The following is a 20,835-nucleotide window of genomic DNA, read 5'->3' on the forward strand; positions in this document are numbered from 1 at the left end:
GTGGAATTACCAGACCTGAAGATGCACATCTTGCAGATAAGGCCGGAGCTGATGCAATCGGGGTTGTCCTCTTCTCAGATTCACCCCGTGAGGTATCTCTTCAAAGGGCTGCAGAGATATTCAAGGCTGCCGGACCATACATGGGAAGGGTCTGTGTATCGCATACCAGCTCAGTTCAGGACCTGGCACAGATGCTTACCCTTCAACCGACGGCCATTCAGATATCCCATCCGCATACCCTCCCCACGAACCGCCCGTACCAGGTTATACGAGTCATACAGCCGGGTGATCCAATACCCAAAGATGCCGATGCCGTGATTGTCGACGCAAGTATGGGAAAAGGTGCCCTCTACGATCACGATTACGCACAATCAATCATATCCATGTCTAAAATTCCAGTCATACTTGCCGGGGGATTAAACCCGGACAATGTGAAAGAAGCAGTACGATTACGACCATATGCCGTTGATGTTGCATCAGGTGTTGAATCATCACCTGGCATAAAGGATGCACGCAAGATCATGGCATTTGTGAAAAACGCCCGGGAGGCATACCATGCAGCTTAATACCCGACTTGGGGAGTACGGCGGATGCTTTGTCCCTGAAACCCTCATGGGAGCCCTGGAAGAACTGGAAGATGCATTCCTGAAGATCTTCCCGGGATCGGCCTTTCAAAAAGAACTCAGCAAGTACCTGACAACCTACGCCGGACGGGAAACCCCCCTGACCTTCTGTAACAACATGTCACGGGATCTCGGATGCAGGGTGTACCTGAAGCGCGAGGATCTCCTCCATTCAGGGGCCCATAAGATGAACAATGCCCTGGGTCAGGCACTACTCGCAAAATATATGGGTAAAAAACGGCTTATTGCAGAGACCGGTGCAGGACAGCACGGAGTTGCAACCGCCATCGCCGGAGCGGTCCTTGGCCTTGAGGTTGACGTGTTCATGGGTGAAGTGGACATTGCCCGCCAGGCCCTCAATGTTGCCAGGATGAATATGATGGGAGCACGGGTCATCCCGGTCACATGCGGGACCCGGACACTCAAGGACGCCATGAATGAAGCACTCCGGGACTGGGTTGCCCGCGTTCTTGACACCCATTATCTCATAGGAACGGTCGCCGGACCACACCCCTACCCTACTCTGGTCAGAGACCTGCAACGGGTCATCGGTGATGAGACAAAAAAGCAGATTCTGGCAGCAGAAGGAAGGCTTCCTGATGTCATCATCGCCTGTATCGGGGGAGGATCCAATGCCATCGGGATCTTTCATCCGTTCATCGAAGATAAGGCAGTCAGGATGTACGGGGTTGAGGCAGGCGGAGAGGGGCTTGACCGGAAACATGGCGCTTCACTCTGCGGAGGAAGACCGGGTGTGCTCCACGGGAACTATTCCTACCTTCTACAGGATGCATTCGGCCAGATAATTGAGTCACACTCCATATCAGCCGGGCTTGACTACCCTGGTGTCGGGCCTGAACATGCGATGCATAAGGATTCAGGCAGGATTACATACACGGCAATTACCGACACCGAAGCACTTGAGGCCTTCCTGTACCTCTGTCGGACGGAGGGGATTGTTCCGGCACTGGAGTCCTCACATGCCGTTGCATTTGCACGAAAACTGGCACCGGATCTCTCAGAAGATACCATCATTGTAATCAACCTCTCCGGACGGGGAGACAAGGATGTTGAAACCGTTCGAAGGTACATGGAGGGCAAGCAATGAACCGTCTGAAAGAGGCATTTGAAACCAGGACGAAAAGCCTTCTTATGACCTTCACCGTCGCAGGAGATCCGGACTTTGAAACCAGTCTTGAGATTATCAAGGCTCTTGAGAATGGTGGAGCGGATATCATCGAACTTGGGCTTCCGTTCTCAGACCCCGTTGCCGACGGCCCGGTCATTCAGCAGGCAGACCAGCGGGCACTTGCATCTGGGATGAATACCGACCGGTTCTTTGACCTGGTCAGAGAAGTCCGGAAGAGTTCTGATATCCCTCTTGTCGTCCTGACTTACACGAACCTGATCCTGCAGCGGGATATCAATACATTCTATCAGGATGCAGCTGATGCCGGTATCGATGCCGTGGTTGTTGCAGACCTCCCATACGAGGAGGCAGGCCCCTATATTACCGCAGCAGAAACCGCAGGGGTAGCGCCGGTCATGATGGTCAGCACGACCACCTCACCTGAACGGCTTTCAAAAATCCTCACCGTCAAGAGCGGATTTATCTACCTGGTAGCGGCTCTTGGTGTCACCGGTATGAGGCAGAAGACCGACCCGGTTGCGCAAAAACTGCTTGCCGATCTTAAAAACAGGACAGACATCCCAATAGCCCCCGGATTTGGCATATCTGACCGGGAACAGGTCAGGGAATGGACTGATGCAGGAGCTGATGCGGTCATCGTGGGTTCGGCCCTGGTCAGAGAAATCGAGGATAGTCTTGTCAAACCAGATACGCTGATCCCCCGGATTACAGCATTTGTACAATCACTCAAATAATAGTCAGGGGAGACTACAACATCCATCATGGGTGAGCGGGAGACAGATCATAAACCGTGAACCGGTATCCTTCCCCTCACTCTCTACCCAGACTTTTCCTCCATAACACTCCATCACCCGTTTTACGATAGAAAGACCAAGGCCTGATGACTGACGGTCATGCCTGGACCGGTCGGCCATGTAAAATTCATCAAATACATGAAGGGCCTCTTCCTTTGTCAGACCAATACCGGTATCCTCAAAGGTGATGATTACCGCCTGATCATCCACCTGGGAATAGATACGTATCCTGCCATTGTTCCGGGTATATTTAATGGCATTACTGAGCAGGTTTTCAAATACCGATGAAGCATCCCGGTTCGAAAAACTCATGGTGAGATCATCAGGGACCAGCACTTCCACAGTGAGGTTTTTCTGCTCGATAAAGAGCCAGTGTTTCTCTACGGCCTGATTGATAAGGCTGGCCGGACGGATCATCTCAAATTCAACCACCCCTTCATGCCGACTGAGTCGTGCCAGGGTGAGGATCTTCTCGGTCTGTTCCCTGATAGAATATACAGACCTTAGAAGGACACCATAAAGTTCACGTTTCTCACTATCATGCTCTTCATGAAGAAGGGTTGGGAGCAGAGCGATCAGAGGAGTCAGGGGCGTCTTCAGGTCATGTCCAAGCTGGTTGATAAAATCATCTTTCTGTTTCAGAAGCCGGTTTACTTCAAAGGTCCGCTCCCTGACACGATCATCTAGTTCCCGGTTCATACCGATCAGCCGGTTGGCTAAAAAGTCCAGTTCATGGTTTTTATCTTCCAGAACCCGGGCATACTCCCTGAGCTGGGCTTCTGCCTTTTTCCGTTCCCTGATATCCCTCGCAATCACCAGAATGGCAGGCTCTCCACGATATGTGATGGCCATGGTCGAGACCTCAACCTGCACAACCTCCCCGGTATGACTGATAAAACATTCCTCCTGAGGGGGATTTAACCCCATTCCTGACAATGAAGAAGATATTCGGGTATTGACAAGAGGAATGTAATCAGGGTGGACATATGCAAGGGGGTCCTGACCGAGCACCTCCTCTTCCTTTTCTGCACCAAGTAACGTGATACCGGCAGGATTTGCATAGAGGATCTGTTTTCCGTCATGCACAAAGATAGGATCAGGGGATAGTTCAACCAACGTCCTGTACCGTTCTTCACTCTCACGAAGAGCCTGGTTGACCTGCATCAGTTCACTGGTTCGCTCGGTCACCAGGATCTCAAGCTCCTCGCGGGACTTTTTCAGGGCCTCTTCTGCCTTTTTTCTGGTGGTTATATCCCTGATGCATTCTATCGCACCAACGATCTCACCATCAGAATTTCGAAGCGGAGAAGCTACCCCCCACAGGTACATCCCTTCTTTCCCAGCTCTGTTCATGTACGACTCCCCGATGATAATATCCCCCTCACGATGGAAATGTACGTATTTCTTCCGGGTTACATCATCCGGCTCTAATGCAAGATCGACCAGAATCGGCCTTCTCTCACCATAGAACGGGACTGAATATGCATAATTCCCTTTTCCGAGCATCTCCTCTGCCGCTATCCCGGTCAGAGCTGCCATTGCACGGTTCCAGAATATCACCTCCCCGTGTTTGTTGATTACCACCGTTGCATCAGGGAAAAAGTCAATAACATCAGCAAGTTGTTGTTTTGATTCCCTGATCTCGTCTTCAGCCTTTTTTCTCTCAGAGATATCAATAATGACGCCACGAAGCCCGGTCACCGTCCCGTTCACAATCACGGCTGTGGAATGGATGATTACTGGAAATGTTGAACCATCAGACCTGATTGCCATATACTCATGCGGCTTGGAAGGAGCACCTCCACTGACATCTCGGATGATCTGAACCGCCCGTTGTCGATCGTCTGGAATGATAAAATCCAGTACATTTTTATCATCCAGGGGCTGGTCAGCATCAAATCCAAAGAGAGTATACGCCTGATGGTTGACATAGGTGATATTTCCATTCAGAGAGCACTCAAAGATCCCTTCAGGGAGGAGATCGGCAAGATCCTTGTACTTTTTTTTACTCTCCTGAAGCATCTCCTGGGATTGACGGAGCTCTTCCAGACGAAACTTAAGTTCTTCTCCTGATGCGATAAGCTCCTCATATGCCGCACTGAGATCGATATTCCGCTGTTCAAGCTCATTTTCAGCCTGGATACGTTCGGTAATATCCCGGATAATTGCCTGGTAATAGATGGACTCCCCTAATTCCAGTTTGCTGACACTCATCTCGGCATCAAATACCGAACCGTCAAACCGGCGAAACTTCCACGTGACAAAGGCGCCATCTTCCTGAAAAGCAGTCTGCAACAAAGCCCCTGCCTTATCTTTGGTCCTGCTTCCTTCAGGCTGAAGCTCAGGTGCCAGCCTGGTAAAATCAGACCCGATCATTTCGCTCTTGCCAGCATTGAACAGTGCTGCTGCCTGATTATTACAGTCAACGATGGTAAAGTCGGAAAGCAGAAGAATCCCGTCAAACGCAGTTTCAAATAATCTCCTGAACTTCTCCTCGTTCTCTAACAGAGCTTTTTGTGCATCTTGTGCATGAACAGCCTGACGTATCTTATGGGCAAGTTCGGCAAAGAGAGAGGGTGGATCACCCCCTTTTTGCAGATAAAAAGTTGCGCCCTCGTTAATCGCCTCAATGACGACCTCTTCCCTCCCCTTGCCGGTAAAGAGAATAAAGGGAACGTTCACCCCTTTTTTACGGTACGCCCTTAAAAGATCCATTCCGGACATTCCGGGCATATGATAATCAGAGACGACGATGTCGAACGAGCCGGACAGGATCATATCAAGTGCTTTAAACCCTGACCGTACGGTGGTGACGGTAAAACCGTCCATCCTCTCCAGGTATAACTTGAAAAACCCGCAGAAGGATTCATCATCATCAACGTACAGGACTGATATCATCGGCTCTGCAATCTACCTGATACAACTGTAGGACACCGGTTCATATCAAGGTGCGGACATCGATGCACACCGGCAGGTGATAATGAACTTCTTAAAGATCAGAGATGTATGATATCATCATGAAATGGGTATATGTGCTGTTCTTTCTTGTAATGATCTCCGGGTTCTGGTCGGTTGTTGCATCCCCGGCAGATGAACTGGCAGCACAGGGGAACATGCTCTATGATCAGGACCAGTATGACGAAGCTCTCATCATACTCGATCAGGCCCTGGCAATCGACCCTGAACATCTCGAAGCTTTAAACGGGAAAGGAAAAGTCCTGAAAAGTCTGGGAAGGTATGAGGAGGCAATACAGCAGTATGATAAGATAATCGCTGTTGATCCAACCTATAAAAAAGCCTGGAATAACAAGGGAATCGCCCTGACCTACCTGGGAAGATATGAGGAGGCCATTGCCATGTTTGATGAATCATTACGGCTGGATCCTGAATATGGGAAGGCATACAGTAACCGGGCCTGGTGCCTTAACCTTGCCGGACGATTTGAGGAAGCATTGGCATCAGCAGATAAAGCAACCATACTCGAGCCTGATTATGCACGGGGATGGAGCAACCGGGGAGATGCCCTCTCTGCTCTGGGCCAGTATGCCGAGGCAGTAATGTCGTATGATACTGCGCTTATTCTGGATCCCGGACTTCTTGATGCCCTGGAAGGAAAAGAGAAAGCGATAGCAAAGATGTCATAACCGGCTCATTCCTTTTTTCAATCTACATAAGATCCCAGAGTGCCTGGGATTTACAAATGAAAAATTGCAAAAAATCAAACGCAAACCAGATACCATTCCGAATGAAACCATACATACATGAAGATTCAGGCAGTCCTTTTGCTTCTCATCATGCTTTTCCTGGTACCTGGGGGAGTGGTATCAGAGGAAAACCAGTCCGCACAGAATAATACAACGAGTGCAAACCTGACCGATGTACCAATAATTCCTGATATTTCCCCGCAGGAGAAACTGATGAACCGGGCCTTTGAAGCACGTGCATTTGCACTGGAAAAAGGGAAGGATACAGCATTGGCAGAATTTTCCAATCCCTCCGGGCAGTTTAACTCTGAAGGTATGATCATTATTGCATATGGTACCGACGGCGTCCTTCTTGCAGACAGCACACGACCAGGCGAAGTCGGGTCCCGGTTTATTGCAGATGACCATGACGCCGGCCAGGTCAGGATGATGCGGGATCTTGCAACAACAGGCGGGGGCCTCTATACAGATGCTGCAACAGGGAACTCCTGGTTTGTATCAGACGTTGATGGCAGCTGGTGGATATGTGCAGCCATAACCCGGAATGCCGGTAAACAGCCCTGATTGAAAAAGCCCACAGGAAACCATATGATTCTAATCAGGAAGCGGAGTATCGGACAGGCCCACGAAGAGGTAATCAGGGAGATTGCCAGGCGATGTGAGGGGCAGGTCAGGGTAACTGAAGATGGTGAATATACCTGGGATCCGGAAGAGCCGATCTGCATACACGTGGAAGAGCCTTTTGCAGAGCCGATGCGTTCAGGAGCATCACTTTTTGGAGAGAAATTCTCTGAACAGTACCAGGCTTCCCTCTATACGATTACACCGCGCCGTGACGACGGGACGGATGCCGTGTATACCTATGGCAACCGGCTTCGTGATTATCCGAAAGCTGAGGTGGGAATAGTCAGCAAACACGGAGGGGCGGTCAAAAAAGCCATCGATGCCCTCTTTAGAAAGCTGGGATATGTTCCAGCTGATGCATGCGGGGAGCTTATCTGGAAGGGTGACGGACGATATGGGGGGATTGACCAGATACAGGAGAGCATCATTAACCGGCTGATTCAAAACCCTGAAAGCCGTCGTGCAATCTCAATTACCTGGTTCCCGGTTCAGGATATCACCGCTGATGAGCCCCCCTGCCTGCAGCTGGTGCAGTGCGTCATCGATAAGAATAATCATCTCAACCTCATCTGTGTCTTCAGAAGTAATGACATGTTATCAGCCTGGGGTCAGAACGCATACGGCCTTGCCCATCTCCAGAAATTTATTTGTGAACAGATTAACCTGAAACGAAAAAACGCCGAGGAAAAAGTCTCACAGGGGTGGCTTGAAACAATCAGTATCTCTGCACATATGTATTTTCACCGGGATCAGCTTGAACTCAACCTGTTTTTGGAGAAGATAAAAACCGGAGAACTCTTTCAGTCTTTCCAGCGTAGATGATCCTGACAAGTCATCCCTTTCTCCATTTGACTTTTTTCAGAAAGAAAAGAGAAACCATTTATAGTGACAGCATGATATGAAAGCGTATGGTGCTCATACTGGTTGCAGATACATGGCTCTTTCATCTGAACCGGTAGCATCAGAATATCATACACTCTTCACAGAGGGAGGTATCCGGCGTCCGGGGATACCTCACTGCCTGTAAATTCCTCGCCATGAGTAGCTAAACCAGAAGGGGACTATTTACTTATGAATCTGATGGTAATTGTTCTGACAGGAAAAATAATGGGCAGATGAGCCTCCTGTTCCGAAATAACCACGTACGCCATCAACATTCCTCTTTTAAGGAGGCATTCTCGTTTATAAAACAAAAAAATGGAATGTCCATCGCCAGACTGAAATAGCCGGTATCATCCTTTCAGGTACAGGTATCTGCGACGCTATCTGCCTGAGAAGAGCTGATTTTTCATATCTTTTTGCTCCGGATATGATGACTCCATCAATGTGATTAAAAATCCCATGAAAAATTCGACTTTTTCTTTGGCCTTATGAGAAATCGCCCAAAAACATTTATAGGATAACAAATCGAGAGATATCCTATGCAACTAGCCGAGTTCCGGGTTCAGAACTATAAAATTATTGAAGACACCGGATGGGTTCCTGTCCAGAACCTCACCACATTTGTTGGAAAGAACGAATCAGGAAAGTCAGCAATATTCCGGGCACTTTCAAAACTGAATCCTTCAGACGGGGAAGGATATGACGGACTGAAAGAATTTCCACGCCAGCGGTATGCGGCGGAGATAACCAGAACCGACTGGCCGGTTGCCTCGGGCAGGTTTGTCCTCACTCCTGATGAACAGCGTGATATCGCTGCGATATCGGAATTGTGCAATGAAGTCAGATCTGTCGAGGTCACCCGTCATTATACCGGGACATACAGCATCACCTATCATCCTGATGTCGGGGTAGATCTTGTCACTCCTCCTGACCTGATTTATGCGATTGAAAGTGCTATTGAACATATCCGTAACCTGATTGCTCCGGAGGGGAAGGGCGAGGAACTTGGTCGGATAAAAGAGGGACTTTTAGCATTTCTCGAAGAGCAGAAGGGTGCAATTCCGGTTGAAGGACAGGTTCACAAACGGCATATTGCAGATCTTATTAACGCTATTAAAAGCAGGGCCAACGAACCATGGCAGCATGATATCCTTGACCCGGTTACCGAACCGATGTACCGCCTGGTGAGGCAGATAGAGATTTTTGAAGGGCTGATGGCTGCAAACCGCTATGTGATTGAGCATCTGCCAAAATTTGTCTACTTTGATCAGTACAATGTCATTGAGAGTGCGATACATATCCCGACATTTATTGCAACGCTCAAATCCCATCCTGACACCCCCGGTCTTCGTGCAACCCACTGCCTGTTCAGGCATGTAAACCTCGACCTTGATCAGCTAGACCGTCTCGGCTCTCACAAGAATGCGGTAGATGACAACCCGATCATCAGAAGACAGGTTGATGAGCGTTCAATCCTCCTCTCAACGGCCTCAAACCTCATGACAAAAAAGTTCGAGGACTGGTGGGGACAGAGAAAGATTCGATTCAGGTATGACATTGACGGAGACTATTTCAGAGTATGGGTATCTGATGACCTTGATCCCTCGGAGATAGAACTGGAACAGAGGAGTGCAGGTCTGCAATACTTCTTCTCCTTTTACCTGGTATTCCTCGTAGAATCTGGTGATGCATACCAGGACAGTATCCTGCTCCTTGACGAACCAGGACTCCAGCTCCACCCGACTGCCCAGCAGCAGGCTACCCGGTTCTTTGAACGTATCTCCCACCAGAACCAGATATTCTTCTCAACCCACTCCCCGTTCATGATAGACCTCGATCATCTTGACCGGGTCAGGACTGTCTATGAGGGTGAGGACGGAACCACGAAAGTATCAGTATCTGAATGGCCTGCGGATCGCGATTCTCTCTTCCCCCTTGAAGCAGCCCTTGCTACCAGGATAGCAGACAGAACCCTCTCTGGTGGAAAGCAGCTGGTCGTTGAAGACACCCATGACCTCTGGCTCCTTCAGGCCATGAATTATGTTCTCAGGAGCAGAGGGAAGACCGGCCTTTCTCCTGATATCAGAATCACCCCGACCGGAGGGGCAGCAAACCTGATACCCCTCGCCCTGATGATGACGGCACATAAAAAACCAGCAGCAGTCCTCCTTTCCGGACACAATATCCCACAAGGCGTTCTTGAAAAACTCCCATCCATGCATATCCGCGAGGGGAGCGGACTCCTCCTCTATAGTTCGTTTGTAAACCGTCAGGGTGCCGGGATAGAGGATCTCTTCTCTCCAGAGTTTTATTACCGGTGTGTCAAGGATATATATCCTGATCTTCCACTTGGACAGATATCAGAAAAAAGCCCGGTCGAACGGAATGAAGAGCGGGGAATTGCCCATCAGATAGCGGACCTCGTCGAACGAAGGCAGGGAGAGCATTTTGAACGCTGGCGGGTTGCAGAACTGCTCTCCGACCGGATATGCGAATCTCCCCAGAATCTGGACGATGAGACGATTGACCGTTTTTCCCGTCTCTTTGATGAGATCAACCGGCTGATATAAGGATTCAGAGGTCCGGACCCTCTGCCTTTTTTGATGATGCAAGATGTGATAGGACTGCCCGTCCCACTTCCTCAGTTGTTGCAGTACCTCCGAGATCAGGAGTCTTTATCCCGTCGGCGATGGTCTTTTGAATCGCCTTTTCCACTTCAATAGCACTGGGCTTCTCTCCGACATACTTAAGAAGCAGGGATACACATCTGATGGCTGCGATGGGATTTGCAAGACCCTTCCCGGCAATATCAGGGGCACTGCCATGAACTGGTTCGAAGAGTGCCTGATGCCGTCCAATATTTGCGCTGGGAAGCATCCCAAGGCCCCCTTCCAGAAATGCAGCCGCATCTGAAAGGATGTCCCCAAAGATGTTCGTCGTCACAATGACATCATACCGGCCTGGGTGCTGCAGGACGTCAAGAACCAGTGAGTCGATATACTTTTTATCTATGGATATTCCTGCCTTTTCAGCCTCCTCCATGCAGATATCAAGGAAATAAGAGTCAGACTTCAGGACATTTGCCTTATTGCCGATTGTCAGATGTCTTCGTCTCCGCTTGGCACAGCCACAAGCAAATCTGGCAATCCGACGCGATCCTGCTTCACTGACAACACGGAGGGTACAGGCACGATCCTTCTCCTGCCATTCGATACCTGAATAGAGCCCCTCGGTATTCTCCCGCACGATCAAAATATCAAACCCTTCTCCGAATACCGGGCGGAGATTTGCATAGAGATCCAGTTCCTTTCGAATCCGTAGCACCACACTGTGATACTTCGGATCAGGAGGTGTTGTAATCGCACCAAACAGGATTAGATCCGCCTTTTTGAGCGTTTCAAGTGTCCTTTGTGACAATGCATCTCCGGTTCTCTTCCAGCACTCATACCCCAAATATACCGGAATATACTCCCACTCAGGATGAAAGAACCGAAGCACCTCAAGTGCAGAAGGTATTACTTCAGGTCCGATACCATCACCGGGAGCCACAACAACCCGCTTCATCCATTCCTCCATTCATGAATACATGCATACACGGCATCGGTGATCTGTTTGGGGGATGCACCCCAGTGAACCACCACACCTTTCTTTCCATTCAATGTCTGTACCCCGCTGCGTTCTGCACGGCAACATCGTGCAATAAACGGTTCTTCCCGTACTGCATTTGCCGGGCAGATATCAATCAGAGGGAAATCATGCCCATAGCAGTCCCTGAGCACCTGTCGTGCCGTCATACACCCTGCCACCTGCTCATCACCGACAAGCCGGTCAGAATCGATGGTCCGGGAAAACCCCCCTGCCTTACAGGGATATGCATCTGCTTTTGTCTCCCTGATATCATTCACATGATAACAGAATCGGATCTCAAGTTCACCGAATATCCCTGCCTTTTCAAGAACCTCCAGAGTTCCGGCAAGGTGCGGATGGGGAGGTGTGACATCATAGACATGAACCGTGAGCAGGGATGCAGGGTCCGGATCACAGATAAAGATCTTATGCTCCTCTATCCCGGTGAAGATGGTGCACCGTTTCGGACTTTGAAGAGCTTTCTGAATCAAATCTCCCCGGTTATGAAGCACCACCGGATCCGGATACAGGTATACCTCATCAGGCCCTGCAATCCGGGTCACCGAGGCAATATCCCTCATCAGTCCGTCCCCCTCTGCAGGCTGTACGGCTAATATTTCAAATCCACCGGGAACTTCATGGATCAGATACTCTGAGAGAAAATACACGCGGTCCCCTACCGGTTTATTTCCAGCATACCCGATGCATTTGCAGTGGGGGGGGAAGATCATCGCTCTTTTCTCCGTTTCCAGTACTCAATCAGACCGCCGGTGCTGAGAATCTCCTGCATCCGTGGAGAGAGGGGCCGGAAGAGATACCGCGTCCCATCCACCTCCACCCACCCTTCAGTGCAATCAAAAGTGATGATCATGCCATCGGTGCATCCGGTCAGATCACATTCCAGTAACGGAAGCCCGACATTGATGCAGTTCCGGAAAAAAATTCTGGCAAACGAAGGGGCGATGACAGCAAGAACTCCTGCCTCATGCAGAGCCCGGGCCGCCTGTTCCCGTGAAGACCCGCAACCCATGTTCTTTCCGGCGACAAGCACTGCTCCTTTCAGTCTTTCGGCAAGAGAAGGATCAAGATCCTCAAACACATGCTGTGCCCAAAAACTCCAGTCTTTTGTTCTCAGGTATCGTCCGGCAATCACCAGATCCGTATCGATATCCTCTCCGATACAGACTGCAGGGCCGGAGCCTTTGAGAGCAGTCATACAACCTCCCTTGGATCAGTAATCTCACCATATATGGCACTTGCTGCAGCAGTGGAGGGTGAACAGAGATAATACGAAGCCCCCACACCCATCCGGTTCTTAAAGTTCCGGTTTGCGGTTGAAAGGGCTACTTCACCCTCACCCAGAACACCCATATGGGCACCAAGGCAGGGACCACAGCCGGGCGGTCCGATGGTACATCCTGCCTGCACGAGGTCAGCAGCAACCCCTGACAAAATAGCCTTGAGGAAATCACGCTCTGATGCCGGAACAACAATGGTTCTGACTTTTACCCGGCGTCCTTTCAGAATCCTGGCAGCACGTGCGAGATCTTCAAACCGGCCGTTCGTACAGGTCCCGATAAAGACCTGATCAAGATGGGTACCTGCAAGGGCCGGAACCGGTTGGACAGTATCCACCCGGTGAGGAACCGCACATACCGGCTCAATATCTGCGAGATCAAGATAGCAGTCCTGCACATAGTCCGGGTTTTCCAAAACCTGCATCGGACAGGGAACAGAATACTCTGCGAGATATCGCTCTGTCTCCTTGTCTGCATAAAAGAGCCCGGTCTTTGCCCCGGCCTCAACCGCCATATTGCATAATGTCAGTCGTCCTTCCATGGGAACCGACGGAGTGGATTCACCAATGAACTCCAGGGCTGCATAGGTTGCTCCGTCCATCCCGAGCCGTGCCACATAGGTCAGCGCAACATCCTTCCACTCAACGCCTTGCTTTAAGGATCCGGAGAGATGAATGCCGATTGAATCAGGAACCCTCAGCCAGGTCTCACCAGACACCCAGATACCTGCCATGTCACTTGCCCCGACGCCGGTTGCAAACGCCCCGAGAGCACCGAGTGTGCATGAATGAGAATCAGCTCCGATGACAACCTCCCCTGGTGCCACCTGCCCTTCTGCCATCACCTGATGACATATACCAGAGCCGATATCCCAGAAATGCACCCCGCACTCTCTGGCAAGGGTCCGGAGCTCTGCCTGGAGTTCTGCAGTCTGGGAGTTGTTCGCCGGAGCAATATGATCATAAATAATGTAGACAGAATCCGGATTTGCAATACCCGGAGCCCCCATTGCATCATAGATTATCTTTGCCTGAATCCCGGTCCCGTCATGGCAGAATGCCCGGTCAATATGTCGATCAATATACGTGCCGGCCGGGGCACCTAGAATCTTCTCCGATAATGTCACCATTGATCTTATCCTCCCCGGTTACCTGGGAGATGATCTCCGCAAGCACCCGCTGGTTGATACTGCATTTATCCTCACTTTTATCCTTTATCAATTCAAGAACCTGCATAACCTGCTCATCGGTGATGTGATAGCCAAAAGAAGTCAGAATATGCACCAGAGCACGCTTTCCGGTATGCTTCCCCAGGATAAACCGCCGTTCCAGTCCCAGGAGCTCTGGGGGTATGAACTCGTAGGTCTCCGGATTTTCCAGAATAGCTGCAATATGAATCCCACTCTCATGGGCAAACGCATTCGCACCGACCACCGGTTTCGTTGCAGGCATAAAAATCCCGGTATACTGTTGAACCCGTTCTGAAAGAGCCGGAATCTCTGTGAGATCATACCGGGTAATCCCGCCTTTGAGCACGAGTGATACCAAAACCTCCTCTAGCCGTGCATTCCCTGCCCGTTCACCAAGGCCGTTCACCGTGGTATGCAACTGATACGCTCCCAGTTCTGCGGCAATGAGTGTATTTGCCGTCGCACACCCGAGATCATTATGAGCATGCATGGCAATCGGGATGGGCGTTTTGGGGACAAGATCCTTCATGACCGTAGCGACCTCAAGAGGGGTCAGACACCCGGTCGTATCTGCATATGTGACATAGGTCGCCTTGTGATCTGCTGCCTGCCGGTAGATGTCAACGAGGATATCAGGGTCGGTACGGGATGCATCTTCAGCACCAAACCGGACGATAAGACCATGATCCACCGCATAATCAAGCTGTTCAAGAGCATTTGCAACAACAACATCCCGGGGCTTTTTATGCTTGTATTTCAGATGCAGATCAGAAGGGGCAATAAAAAGCCCGATCATGTCAACTTCAGCATCAAGCGCTGCATCCACATCCTCCCTGCAGGCCCGTGACAGACCACATATCTTTGCCGAGAGACCCAGCCGGGAGATATTCCGGACCATCTCCTTTTCATGGGCGGATACAATAGGAAATCCGGCTTCAATCACCTCAATTCCGATTGCATCAAGCCGGGATGCGATATCCTTCTTCTCATCAGCAGTGAATGATACTCCAGGGGTCTGTTCACCGTCCCGAAGAGTGACATCACAAATTTCAATGTGCCATGGTTTCATGTGCGTTGTTCCTCCGGACAATCTCCCTGAATGATAAGCACCCGTAGCGTGGTATCAGGGACCAAAAGTCCTGAAATTTTTTCATGTTCACTGGCATTGCACCAGACCGGATTTGAAAACCCCAGATAGGTGCAGACATCCGGAACCGGCTGGCGGCCCGTTGTTCCCATGCACCGGTTCTGCAAGACAATACAGAGAAGTGGCCTGCCTTTAGCATGCAGATCAATCAGAGCCTGGATGCCTGAGTGGAGCAGGGCATAATCACCGGTAAGTGCCACTCTGGTGGATTGTGCAGCAACTCCCACCGATGATCCCATCCCGTAGTTGGCAATCCCGAATCTGTATGGCGGGATCATGGAGAGAAGGCTACAGCCAGTATCACTGATGACAGACACTCCCCGTTCCTGCAACGTATCAAAGACAAACCGGAACGGACAACCAGGACAGAACATCCGTGATGAGCCCCGTTCACGACGTGATACCGGACTGTCGTCATGGACCAGTGGTGAGATCGGAAACGGAAGATACCCGGATTTTATCATCTCCGGGACCGCTGAATAGGCACGAACCGCACGACCATACATGGTCAGATCAGGGTCGGCAAGCGTCCCACACGTACTCCTTTCAGATCCTTCAGAACGTCCCTGCCATGATCTCTTCAGGTCACCGGGGATGAACCGGACGATGGAAACTCTGGAGAACTGCTCTGATGCATAAAAGGCCTCTCCGACCGGATCAATACCAGACATATCAATAACCGGACAGATGGCAACTGATCCCCACAACCGGGAGTCCTGCACGGTCTGGGTCCCGTATGCATTCGGATCGTCTCCGACAACAATGACGATCCCGGCTTTCAGACCCTGGGCGGTTGCATGAACCAGAGTATCGGCAAGCACATTCATCCCGACATGCTTGACAATAACACAGGATCGCTTGCCTGATAGCGAATCCCCGAGTGCATATTCAAGGGCGACCTTCTCATTGATGACCAGTTCTGCCCCGGTCTCTTCAATCAGGGTCGTCACCGGATATCCGGGCACGGCATACACCGAATCAGCATATGCCTGTATAGCATCCCCAAGACCGGATGTCATGTATCCCTCCCCGGAATCAGGTCACATCCGGTGCATGCCGGACACATGGTCAGGGCTGCTGTGGGATCAAGACCATATTTTCGGAGCATCTCTTCATGAATCCGGGCTATCCGGATAATCCGATCCGGATCAGGGGCATGAAAACCGGTCAGATCCCCGCCCGGCGTCAGGGGCCTGATAACCGGCAGAATCCCATTCTGGCACAGATACTCGATACATGCTGCCATCTCCTCATCAGTTTCCCCAAGGCCGAGGATGACGTTGGAAAAGACATGATTTCTTCCAAACAAAGGAACTGCAGCACGAAGGGCAGCGATTGCATCTCCCCTGACAAGGCCAGGACACATGACAGAAAAGAGCTGGCCAGTTGCCGTCTCAAGGTTGAACTTCACCTCTGACACTCCGGCTTTTTTCAGGCGATACGGCGTCTCCGGGTCAGGATATATTGATACTCCAATCGGGAGCTGAAACTTCTGGAGCCTTCTCACAACATCAAGCGTATACCGTTCCTCTTCATGAATATCAGTCAGGACGCCGGATGTCAGGGATATTGCATCAATGTCTGGAAATACAGATAAAACCATCGCTTCTATCTCATCAATACTCCGCCTGGGTCCGGGATTTTTCCAGACATTACAGTACCGGCACTGGAAGATGCAGGAGCCAGTAATGGTCAGGTATGCCTGGCGGGGACAATGAAGTCCGGGTTTTTCCAAAGATCCGGAATACTCCTCTCCTTCAAAACGGAGAACTGCCTTTCCATTCCCTGCATGGTGCAGCTCAACACGGCTGGTTTCTGAAAGGCTAAGCCTGACCCGGTGGCCATCCATGGAAAAAAATACCGAACCAGACGTTCCTGCCCCCGGGCCGGCACGGGAACGTGCGATATAGTCATCTGCTGAAACTCCGGTCAGGTGTGTAGTGCCTGCATGTAAGAGCCTGGCCTTCAGCTCTGTCCACATAATTGAAGACCCTCATCATACCGGGTGTAAAACGGGATCGCTGCGATTGCACCCGTAATTCCCCGGCCATTGATCCAGATTTTCAGATCATCACCGGCAAGTGCCCTCGCATCATCCGGGGTAACCTGTCCGGATTTTGTCCGCCACCCGTATTCTAAAAGACGATCCGGAGAAAATCCGGTAAAGACCGCCATTCCGGTTTCTTTTGAGAGAGTGTACTGCATCAGGAGCTCGGAAAATCTCCTGGCAAGCTCCTCGGGATTGCTGCTTGCAAATTCTGCAACCACACCGACACAGTTCTTTGTCCTGAACGGGACCGGAAAGAGCTGGACTATTGTATGTGAGAGGTACCGGTGCCTCTTATCTGCAACCGTCCGGGCAATATTGTGAACAAGCGTCCATGTTGCTCCCTCCTCCGGGGTGTCTGTGTCATCAACTCCGATAAGCACCCGGCTCATTCGGGGAAGAACTATCGTTGATCCGGCAACTTTTCCCCCGCCTGATTCATCATACGAAGAACGGATCACTCCCTCGGCACTCGCCCGGCAGATGGTGGCACCAACCCCGCCACCACCCATCCCGATATAGGAGATAGCAATCTCATCCCCCTCTACACTGACTTTTGAGATACCAGCCGGAAATTTTGATCCTTCAAGGGCAAGGTCAACCTCTCCGGTCCGCAGAAGAAACCGATTCATGGAACCGACGGTCCGGACGCCGGTGACAAGTGGCGACTTTGCATAGTGCTTTTTCACCCACATGGCTCCGCCGATACAGTCAAAACACTCGATAAGTTCAACCTGGCCTCCTGTATCGTCGCTGACTGCGCAAATCCACGGATAATGGATAATATATGGTTCTGATATACCAGACATTCCGGGCTCCAGATGTATAGGGGGATCTTTGTTGGCGAAAATTTCGTCAACAAACATGGTGCACCAACAGGTATAAGTGTTGCTTATTTATTTCAGGCTCATCGAACCAGACATAACAAAAATTAATAGGGGCTCATTCATCGATCAAAGAGAGATCTCAGCAAACATAAATAAATGCAAAATAATGAAATGCAATCTTTGTTATTACATTTGGTCTAACCATGGAGCATGGGAACGAACGCAAGAAGGGGTGAGTATTGAGGTCCCTGCCAACAGATTCGGACATTCCCATGATATGTTTCGTGAGTATAACAGCCGAATGAGTTGTAACATTTCAGAGAGTGAAATTATTAGAATTAAAAATAAAATGACTATCCATGCCTAAATTACCCATTGTGAGTGGAAATGGAGGCGGTTACTGCATTTACCAAATTGGGCTCGCTGATTTCACGCCAGCGTGGCAGTCATGCTACTAACAAAAGATGGATCTATCTATACCTTGTCTGTCCCTCTTCACCAAGCGTTAGGACCCGGCCTTTTACGAGATCTGATTCGGATCGCTGATATCACCGTTGATGAATTTGCACCGGTATTGTAAGTTCATTATACACCCTTACACGTTTGAGTGCACAAAATGAACACCGTCATAAAGAGATGACCTTTAAACAACTCATAACTTGTTCAGATTATTCGATTATTTTTGCGATTATGCACATTAAAAGAGGATTATTTTATACGCATTTTTTATTCACAGGTAAGACACCAGACCTCTTCATTCCATCCGACAAGCCGGATGATGTTCAGACACATATCCCGGATCTGATACCTGCCAAACCGCGATTTATAGGAGTAGGATCCAACTCTCGACTTATACCGTGATGGATCGTCGGAAAAATACCCGGAGTACTCCCTCACTATCCGGTCAAACTTCTGCGGCTCTTTCTCAAAGACAACCTGTACCGTATGTTCCAGAACCTGGTACCAGTACTTCACCTCATGAGATGAACCGGCAATAGTGAGCATCGTCGGCCGTGCCATCTTTGGTATCTCACCCTGCCGCATACAGGCACTAGGAGCAGGTGAGAGTTTTGGGACCTCGGTTTCAGATGCCTCACACCGTGCCCATATCTTCACGCAGAATGCCGCCAGAACGCCTGAACGCTGATCGATCTGGTATCGTCTCCAGAACCGTATATTTTTCATACCTGCATTCAGCATCAGGTTATCAAGAGCATACCAGGCCTTTTTCACCTCGAAATCTGCATTTTTTATCGCCGGGTTCTCCTGGGTAATCGTCAGATTTCCAAGCCGGTGCACAAAGTCGGCATGGACTGAAGACCAGTCTGACCCAAGATGCTCTTTCCAGTTATCTGACAGTGTTTCAGGCATGATATGATCGATCATCCTGACTTCAGCCTCATCCTCAAACAACGCATATGATGGCGCAGGATCAGAGCCCCGTGGCTGACTAGAAAAGTACTCCTCAAGCCGCTCTAGGATGACAAATGCAAGTTTATTGTCAGAACCCGGCTGATAGAGATCGCTGTACCGGAGATGATCCAAGAACTCATCATCATCCGGCATATCAAAAGGAGCCTGAAGAGATGCGATAAATGACCTGGTCTCCTCCGGCGTAAGATACCCTAACCCGTCTGATGCACCCCGGCAGAGGATCTCAAACACTTCCTCATATACCGCATCTGACCTCTGGCAGACCATCCGACGTATCAGGTAACTTTCAACACAGGAGAGGATTTCAAGTAATTCATCATCTGATAGTGAAGCAGCAGGATTTCTTCGTCGATCATTTGCTGCCAGCAGAAGAAGGAGGAATGGTGCAGGGGCATTATTGCCGATTCGTTTAATTCGGGTAAGGGATTTACACACCTCCTTCCTGACCCGGCTGTCCCCGTCACCCTGTTCCGGAAAGAGGATAAGGCGGTAATATTCAGAAAATCTGCTGATATCCCGAAGTAACAGGCGAACATCATCTGATGAGGCCTGCTGGTATCGCCTCCGGATCTTCTCAAAGATCTCGCCATGACGGATAATACGACCGTCCTTCATGCAAAAGTGCCGGATAAAGGAGGATATCAGAACCTGATCATTATTCAGCCGCTCTTCCATCGGTTTCCAGAACTGATCATACTGAGCTTCGGCAATCTCCTGGCTGTCCAGATGGGCGAAGAAGAAGTTCCTGATAAGGTCTGACTCCTCAAGCGGCACACCCCGGTAATTTAAAGCCTCAAACACCTGGTTCGGATTTTCACCCTCATCAAGCTCTATATAAACCACACAGAGATCTTCAGTAATTACTTCCTGCAAGAGATGCAGATCCATCCCGGAAAAACGGTCGAGTTGCCACCAATAATAGTCAAAACACTCAACTATCCCTGAATCCTGGTCAAAAACATAGTCTTCATCAAAAATATGAAACAGGGCGTTTTTATCGACCCTTGTCGGGATGACAACATACTGCCCTTCCCCACTCTTTGGTGCGTTCTTTAAAAAATCAGATATCTGATCATAGAGCTCATGCAGCCCTTTCTCCCGTGCAAATGCTCTGATAACGGCAAGAATGATACTTACGGTGGTGATTCGCTGCTGACCGTCTATGATGACATATTTATCAAGGTTTTTTTCATACTCCCTGACTACAACGATGGAACCCAGGAACCGGGCAGGCGATTTCTCCGATCCAGTACGAAGAGAATATTGTTCCCTGATATCCGCCCATAACTGCTCCCACTGCTGTCGTGACCATACGTACGGGCGCTGAAACAGCGGGACCTTGTATTGTTTTGCCCCGTTAAATAAGTCCCAGACCGATGCCTTGGTCGCTTTCATTCACCACTATCCCGGTAGAACATATCGCGTTCCTATCGCTTTACCTCACCGGTTTGTTAAGAGGAGAATTACGAGCGTTCCCTAGCAGGAAATG

17 protein-coding genes are annotated in these 20,835 nt (G+C 50.0%); 7 read left to right on the top strand and 10 right to left on the bottom strand.

Translation table 11 applies throughout. The features are described from left to right. Positions 1-5 precede the first annotated feature (5 nt). The 3 genes from MHUN_RS09340 to trpA are packed head-to-tail and all read left to right on the top strand — an operon-like array spanning position 6 to position 2,507. Positions 6-566, top strand: a complete 561-nt coding sequence (locus tag MHUN_RS09340; RefSeq protein ID WP_338040859.1) for a phosphoribosylanthranilate isomerase — start codon at positions 6-8, stop codon at positions 564-566. Continuing rightward, positions 556-1,731 (top strand): tryptophan synthase subunit beta, encoded by a 1,176-nt coding sequence (gene trpB / locus MHUN_RS09345; RefSeq protein WP_011448775.1) that lies wholly within the window; start codon positions 556-558, stop codon positions 1,729-1,731. Before MHUN_RS09340 ends, trpB begins: the two co-directional genes overlap by 11 nt. Then, positions 1,728-2,507, top strand: a complete 780-nt coding sequence (trpA, locus tag MHUN_RS09350; protein WP_011448776.1) for a tryptophan synthase subunit alpha — start codon at positions 1,728-1,730, stop codon at positions 2,505-2,507. Before trpB ends, trpA begins: the two co-directional genes overlap by 4 nt. 3 nt (positions 2,508-2,510) lie before the next feature. On the opposite strand, the gene MHUN_RS09355 is transcribed toward trpA, so the two are convergent. Then, entirely contained in the window at positions 2,511-5,465 is a 2,955-nt protein-coding gene (locus MHUN_RS09355; protein ID WP_011448777.1) for a hybrid sensor histidine kinase/response regulator, read from the bottom strand. Between the two features lie 119 nt (positions 5,466-5,584). Between MHUN_RS09355 and MHUN_RS09360 the strand changes: the two genes are divergently transcribed. The 4 genes from MHUN_RS09360 (at position 5,585) to MHUN_RS09375 (ending at position 10,347) form a co-directional block, all read left to right on the top strand. Next, positions 5,585-6,211 carry a tetratricopeptide repeat protein gene (locus MHUN_RS09360; RefSeq protein ID WP_158498204.1) on the top strand — a complete coding sequence of 209 codons (627 nt, stop codon included), beginning with the start codon at positions 5,585-5,587 and terminating at the stop codon, positions 6,209-6,211. A gap of 117 nt (positions 6,212-6,328) precedes the next feature. After that, positions 6,329-6,835, top strand: a complete 507-nt coding sequence (locus tag MHUN_RS09365) for a hypothetical protein (protein ID WP_011448779.1) — start codon at positions 6,329-6,331, stop codon at positions 6,833-6,835. 24 nt (positions 6,836-6,859) lie between these two features. Then, positions 6,860-7,717, top strand: a complete 858-nt coding sequence (locus MHUN_RS09370; protein WP_011448780.1) for a thymidylate synthase — start codon at positions 6,860-6,862, stop codon at positions 7,715-7,717. Between the two features lie 599 nt (positions 7,718-8,316). Further along, the gene (locus MHUN_RS09375; protein WP_011448781.1) at positions 8,317-10,347 is read left to right on the top strand and encodes an AAA family ATPase; all 2,031 of its coding nucleotides are present in this window, start codon (positions 8,317-8,319) and stop codon (positions 10,345-10,347) included. A gap of 4 nt (positions 10,348-10,351) precedes the next feature. Here the strand turns inward: MHUN_RS09375 and MHUN_RS09380 are convergent, their stop codons facing one another. The 9 genes from MHUN_RS09380 to MHUN_RS09425 form a co-directional block, all read right to left on the bottom strand. After that, the gene (locus MHUN_RS09380; protein ID WP_011448782.1) at positions 10,352-11,341 is read right to left on the bottom strand and encodes an isocitrate/isopropylmalate dehydrogenase family protein; all 990 of its coding nucleotides are present in this window, start codon (positions 11,339-11,341) and stop codon (positions 10,352-10,354) included. After that, positions 11,338-12,072 (bottom strand): DUF7714 family protein, encoded by a 735-nt coding sequence (locus MHUN_RS09385; protein WP_338040770.1) that lies wholly within the window; start codon positions 12,070-12,072, stop codon positions 11,338-11,340. The genes MHUN_RS09380 and MHUN_RS09385 overlap by 4 nt, the downstream gene beginning before the upstream one ends. Positions 12,073-12,131: 59 nt before the next feature. After that, on the bottom strand, positions 12,132-12,620 hold the full coding sequence (locus MHUN_RS09390) for a 3-isopropylmalate dehydratase small subunit (protein WP_011448784.1): 489 nt from the start codon (positions 12,618-12,620) through the stop codon (positions 12,132-12,134). Further along, positions 12,617-13,831 (bottom strand): aconitase/3-isopropylmalate dehydratase large subunit family protein, encoded by a 1,215-nt coding sequence (locus MHUN_RS09395; RefSeq protein ID WP_011448785.1) that lies wholly within the window; start codon positions 13,829-13,831, stop codon positions 12,617-12,619. The genes MHUN_RS09390 and MHUN_RS09395 overlap by 4 nt, the downstream gene beginning before the upstream one ends. After that, positions 13,779-14,960 (bottom strand): homocitrate synthase family protein, encoded by a 1,182-nt coding sequence (locus MHUN_RS09400; protein ID WP_011448786.1) that lies wholly within the window; start codon positions 14,958-14,960, stop codon positions 13,779-13,781. The genes MHUN_RS09395 and MHUN_RS09400 overlap by 53 nt, the downstream gene beginning before the upstream one ends. Continuing rightward, positions 14,957-16,057 (bottom strand): thiamine pyrophosphate-dependent enzyme, encoded by a 1,101-nt coding sequence (locus MHUN_RS09405; protein ID WP_011448787.1) that lies wholly within the window; start codon positions 16,055-16,057, stop codon positions 14,957-14,959. Before MHUN_RS09405 ends, MHUN_RS09400 begins: the two co-directional genes overlap by 4 nt. Then, positions 16,054-17,019, bottom strand: a complete 966-nt coding sequence (locus MHUN_RS09410; RefSeq protein WP_011448788.1) for a radical SAM protein — start codon at positions 17,017-17,019, stop codon at positions 16,054-16,056. The genes MHUN_RS09405 and MHUN_RS09410 overlap by 4 nt, the downstream gene beginning before the upstream one ends. Further along, the gene (gene mmp11 / locus MHUN_RS09415) at positions 17,004-17,894 is read right to left on the bottom strand and encodes a methanogenesis marker protein 11 (RefSeq protein WP_011448789.1); all 891 of its coding nucleotides are present in this window, start codon (positions 17,892-17,894) and stop codon (positions 17,004-17,006) included. Before mmp11 ends, MHUN_RS09410 begins: the two co-directional genes overlap by 16 nt. 744 nt (positions 17,895-18,638) lie before the next feature. Further along, positions 18,639-20,741 (bottom strand): DUF262 domain-containing protein, encoded by a 2,103-nt coding sequence (locus tag MHUN_RS09425; RefSeq protein WP_011448790.1) that lies wholly within the window; start codon positions 20,739-20,741, stop codon positions 18,639-18,641. Between the last annotated feature and the right edge of the window lie 94 nt (positions 20,742-20,835).

This window comes from Methanospirillum hungatei JF-1 (assembly GCF_000013445.1).
Taxonomy (GTDB): Archaea; Halobacteriota; Methanomicrobia; order Methanomicrobiales; family Methanospirillaceae; genus Methanospirillum; species Methanospirillum hungatei.

Excerpts from the sequence above, each read along its gene's own strand:
- MHUN_RS09400 (WP_011448786.1), bottom strand. The coding sequence starts at position 14,960 with ATGAAACCATGGCACATTGAAATTTGTGATGTCACTCTTCGGGACGGT.
- MHUN_RS09355 (WP_011448777.1), bottom strand. The coding sequence starts at position 5,465 with ATGATATCAGTCCTGTACGTTGATGATGATGAATCCTTCTGCGGGTTT.
- MHUN_RS09410 (WP_011448788.1), bottom strand. The coding sequence starts at position 17,019 with ATGTGGACAGAGCTGAAGGCCAGGCTCTTACATGCAGGCACTACACAC.
- MHUN_RS09425 (WP_011448790.1), bottom strand. The coding sequence starts at position 20,741 with ATGAAAGCGACCAAGGCATCGGTCTGGGACTTATTTAACGGGGCAAAA.
- trpA (WP_011448776.1), top strand. The coding sequence starts at position 1,728 with ATGAACCGTCTGAAAGAGGCATTTGAAACCAGGACGAAAAGCCTTCTT.
- mmp11 (WP_011448789.1), bottom strand. The coding sequence starts at position 17,894 with ATGTCTGGTATATCAGAACCATATATTATCCATTATCCGTGGATTTGC.
- MHUN_RS09370 (WP_011448780.1), top strand. The coding sequence starts at position 6,860 with ATGATTCTAATCAGGAAGCGGAGTATCGGACAGGCCCACGAAGAGGTA.
- MHUN_RS09395 (WP_011448785.1), bottom strand. The coding sequence starts at position 13,831 with ATGGTGACATTATCGGAGAAGATTCTAGGTGCCCCGGCCGGCACGTAT.
- MHUN_RS09375 (WP_011448781.1), top strand. The coding sequence starts at position 8,317 with ATGCAACTAGCCGAGTTCCGGGTTCAGAACTATAAAATTATTGAAGAC.
- MHUN_RS09380 (WP_011448782.1), bottom strand. The coding sequence starts at position 11,341 with ATGAAGCGGGTTGTTGTGGCTCCCGGTGATGGTATCGGACCTGAAGTA.
- MHUN_RS09360 (WP_158498204.1), top strand. The coding sequence starts at position 5,585 with ATGAAATGGGTATATGTGCTGTTCTTTCTTGTAATGATCTCCGGGTTC.
- MHUN_RS09365 (WP_011448779.1), top strand. The coding sequence starts at position 6,329 with ATGAAGATTCAGGCAGTCCTTTTGCTTCTCATCATGCTTTTCCTGGTA.
- MHUN_RS09405 (WP_011448787.1), bottom strand. The coding sequence starts at position 16,057 with ATGACATCCGGTCTTGGGGATGCTATACAGGCATATGCTGATTCGGTG.
- trpB (WP_011448775.1), top strand. The coding sequence starts at position 556 with ATGCAGCTTAATACCCGACTTGGGGAGTACGGCGGATGCTTTGTCCCT.
- MHUN_RS09390 (WP_011448784.1), bottom strand. The coding sequence starts at position 12,620 with ATGACTGCTCTCAAAGGCTCCGGCCCTGCAGTCTGTATCGGAGAGGAT.